Source organism: Inquilinus limosus MP06 (genome assembly GCF_000767795.1).
GTDB lineage: Bacteria > Pseudomonadota > Alphaproteobacteria > DSM-16000 > Inquilinaceae > Inquilinus > Inquilinus limosus_E.
Genome location: NZ_JANX01000604.1, coordinates 1 through 3,692, shown reverse-complemented (window position 1 = coordinate 3,692; position 3,692 = coordinate 1). Strand labels below are relative to the sequence as shown.

Below are 3,692 nucleotides of genomic sequence, written 5' to 3'. Positions count from 1 at the left end.
AGGTGGTGGCGAAGGCCATAGTCTCCTCCCGGGTCAGAGCACGAAAGTCGGCGGCGATTGGCGCGGCTGTGCCGGCGAGCTGGATGTGGAAGTCGGAGACGCGGTCTCCGTCGACGTCGCCAGCGATGGTGACGATCCCCAGGGCGGTCACGGCGAAGCGGAGCTGTCCGGCGATGCCGGTATAGGCGCCGGCACCGATGAAGCTGAAAGCCTGGTTGCCGGCGGCGCCGGTGTCGGCGTCGAGCGCCGACAGGTCGATGCGGTCGCCCTCGGCACCGCTGAAATCGGTGATCCGGTCGGCCCCGCCCCCGAGCGCGCTGTCGTTGCGCCCGGTGAGGACGAAGCGGTCCGCTCCGGCGCCGCCGGCCAGGACGTCCCGGCCCACGCCGCCGACCAGCGTGTCGGCGCCGCCGCCGCCGCTCAGCGTGTCGCCGCCCTCGAAGCCGTTCAGCAGGTTGGCCTGGCCGTCGCCGGTCAGGCTGTCGCCACCCTGGCCGCCATGCACGTTCTCGATCGACAGGTAGCGGTCGCCATTGGCGTCGCCGCGGCTGCCCAGCCCGGCCGCGAGGTCTACCGTCACCGCGTCGACGGCGCCAAAATAGGTGGCGAGGTCGGTGCCGGCGCCGCCGTCGAGCGTGTCGCCGCCCGAAGCGCCGGCAAGGATGTCGCTTCCAGACAGGCCCTGCAGCAGGTTGGTGCCGGACACGCCGGTCAGCCGGTCGGCGAAAGCGCTGCCGGTGATGTTTTCGACCAGGGAGAAGCGGTCGCCCTCGGCAAAGCCGCCGGAGCCCTGGCCGGTGCCCAGGCTGACCACCACCCCGGCACTGCTGTCGGCGTAGGACAGGGTGTCGGTGCCGAGATCGCCGTCCATGAGGTCGCCGCCGACGCCGCCGATCAGGATGTCGTCGCCGACGCTGCCATTCAGCGTGTCACCGCCGGCCATGCCCCGAAGCGTGTCGTTGCCGATGCCGCCGGACAGCAGATTGGCGACTCCGGACCCGGTCAGGTCGTCGTTGCCGGCACCGCCGGTCAGGTTCTCGATATCGGCGCCGATCACGTCGCCCTGGGCCTGGCCGCCCCGGGCGGCCAGCGCCGTCAGGTCGATCGTCACGCCCGCGGTGCCGTCATAGGCCAGGGTGTCGATGCCGGAGCCGCCGATGAACGTGTCAGCCCCGTCGCCGCCGACCAGCAGGTCATTGCCGTCGCTGCCATCGAGTGTGTCGTCGCCCGCCCGGCCGGCGAGCTCATCGTCGCCGCCGCCACCAGCCAGGGCGTTGCCGAGGCCGGAGCCGAACAGGACGTCGCGCACGCCGCTGCCGGAGACGTTTTCGATGTCGCCGGCCAGCACGTCGCCCGCGGCGGCGCCGCCGTTGGCGATCAGGCCGGCGAGGTCGACCAGCACCCCGGCGGCGCCGTCGTACCGGATCGTGTCGATGCCGGCGCCGCCGCTCAGATGGTCCGCGCCGGCACCGCCGGACAGGGCGTCATTTCCGTTACCGCCGAACAGCCGGTCGTCGCCGCCGGCGCCGTCGATTGTGTCGTCTTCATCCGTCGCCAGCGCGATGTCGAGGAAACCGGAGGGGATCTCGACGCCGTCGGACGTGGCGTGGATCACCTCCCGCGCGTCGGTGCCTGCAATAACAGCCATAATGGTCTTTCCCGGTTGGAAGGGTCGATGATGGGCGTTGCCACCGTCCTATCAGCTTCCTCACGGGACCGATGTCACCGGGGGAACAGACCGGACAGCCTGCTTGCCCGCGCTGGTGGCGGGCGGAGCAGCTCGACGAGCCGCCAGGCGTTGATCGGCAGCACGACGACCTCCATCAGCGCCAGCGGGGCGCTGCCGATCAACCCGGCATAGACCAGGAAGCTGGCGCTGCTGAGGATGGCGACGATGCGCAGCGGGATCAGCCGGCGCATCGAATAAGCCAGGATAGTGAAGCCGGTTCCGGCATAGCCGAAAGCCTCGATCCATAGCACCGCATCCTCCCGCATCAGCCGATGGTTCGGATGCTGTCTAGCAGCGGCCGGCGGCCGCGCCTGTCTCCAGGGGAACAGCCGGTCAGACCTGGATCAGGCCGAGCTGCAGCGCCGTGGCCACCGCCTCGCTGCGGCTGCCGGCCTTCAGCTTGCGCCGAGCCGAGGCGAGATAGGCGTTGACCGTATGCATCGACAGGCCGAGCTGCCGCGCGATCTGCTTGCTCGACGCGCCGCGGGCCACCCAGGCCAGGCAGTCGAGCTCGCGCGGCGCGACGGAGTCGACGGCGATGGCCACCACCGGCCGGGGCTGCGCCTGGGCGGCGAGGCGCCGCGCGATCACCAGCGCCCGGCGCAGATGCGGGCCGAGATGGCGCAGCAGCCGCATCTCCGCCTCGCCCCAGTCCGGCCGGCGCCGCGTCCGCCACACCGAGAGATGGGCGCCCAGGCCCTCCGGGCCGCCATCGATCCAGTACAGGCCGCTGTGCCGGCCTTGCGGCCGGGCATAGTCGGCGTAGAACTCGCTGCGCTGGAACGTGGCCTCCGGCACCAGCATGCGGTCGGCGAACACCGCCGGCAGCCGCGGCAGCGCCGGCAGCACCGGCCAGGTGGCGTGGTAATGCGCGTTGTAGAGCGGCACGCAGGCCGGATCGACGCGGATGCGGATCGCCTCGTCCCGCGGCAGCGGCGTGCCGGTCGGATGTAGCGCCACGGCAGAATCGCCGCCGAGCAGATCCGCCAGCCGCGCCAGCAATGCCGGCCAGCTCTCGCGGCCGAGCGCAGCGTCATAGGCCTGGGCCACCAAGGCTGCGATCCCCTCCTCGCCCGACGCCGCGAAGACGTCAGCCATCGAGCAGCCCCGCGGACAGGGCCATGGCCACGGCCTCGCTGCGGCTGGCCGCCTTCAGCTTGCGCCGGGCCGAGGCGAGATAGGCATCGACCGTGTACATCGACAGGCCGAGCTGCCGCCCGATCAGCTTGCTCGATGCTCCGCGGGCCACACCGGCCAGACAATCCCGCTCGCGCGGCGCCAGCAGGCCGGACAGGGGCGCCGGGGCATGGCCCGGCGCGGATGCAGCCAGACGGCGCTGGATCTCAAGCGCCCGGCCGAGATGCGGGCCGACGGTGCCCAGCACCCGCAGCGCCGCCGGCTCCCAGGCCGGCTGCCAGCGCTGGCGCCACAGACAGAAATAGCCGCGCCGGCCGCCGACGGGGGCGTCGAACCAGGACAGGTTGGTGTACTTGCCCTGCGGCCGGATGTGGTCATTGTAGTATTCCGACCGGACATAATCCTGCTCCGCCACCACCATGTGGTTGGCGAACACCGATCCGGCCGGCAGGTGCGGCACCACCGGGACCAGCGGCGAGATCCGGCAGTAGTAGTCGTTGTAGGGGGCGATGAAGGCCGGGTCACAGCCGACATGAATCGCGGTGTCGGACGGCACCCCGTAGCCGGCCGGGAACAGCGCCCCGGATTCGGCGTCCAGCAGGTCGCGCATCCCGGTCACCACCGTCACCCACGCCTCGCTGCCGAGCGCGGCGTCGTAGATCTGGCCGACCAGGCGGGAGACGTCGTCCTCACCGGGCGGGGATGAGGACGGGATGCGCGGATCGGCGCGGCGCCCGCGGCCGCCCCAGGCGGCCTTCACGGAGGCACTGCCGTGCTCAGCCATCGAGCAGCCCCGCGGACAAGGCCATGGCCACCGCCTCGCTGC

Annotated in this window: 4 protein-coding genes; all 4 read right to left on the bottom strand. The window is 71.8% G+C overall.

From position 1 onward, the window contains the following. Positions 1-1,648, bottom strand: a 1,648-nt coding sequence (locus tag P409_RS36535) for a calcium-binding protein (RefSeq protein ID WP_052121544.1), incomplete at its 3' end; no start/stop codon positions are given. A gap of 74 nt (positions 1,649-1,722) precedes the next feature. Further along, on the bottom strand, positions 1,723-1,980 hold the full coding sequence (locus P409_RS29285) for a YgjV family protein (protein ID WP_202964843.1): 258 nt from the start codon (positions 1,978-1,980) through the stop codon (positions 1,723-1,725). A gap of 82 nt (positions 1,981-2,062) precedes the next feature. Then, positions 2,063-2,827, bottom strand: coding sequence for a helix-turn-helix transcriptional regulator (locus P409_RS36530; protein WP_052121543.1), 765 nt, complete (start codon positions 2,825-2,827; stop codon positions 2,063-2,065). Then, entirely contained in the window at positions 2,820-3,650 is an 831-nt protein-coding gene (locus P409_RS36525) for a response regulator transcription factor (protein ID WP_081991908.1), read from the bottom strand. Before P409_RS36525 ends, P409_RS36530 begins: the two co-directional genes overlap by 8 nt. Between the last annotated feature and the right edge of the window lie 42 nt (positions 3,651-3,692).

Coding starts and splice junctions, on each gene's coding strand:
- P409_RS36530 (WP_052121543.1), bottom strand. CDS start 2,827: ATGGCTGACGTCTTCGCGGCGTCGGGCGAGGAGGGGATCGCAGCCTTG.
- P409_RS36525 (WP_081991908.1), bottom strand. CDS start 3,650: ATGGCTGAGCACGGCAGTGCCTCCGTGAAGGCCGCCTGGGGCGGCCGC.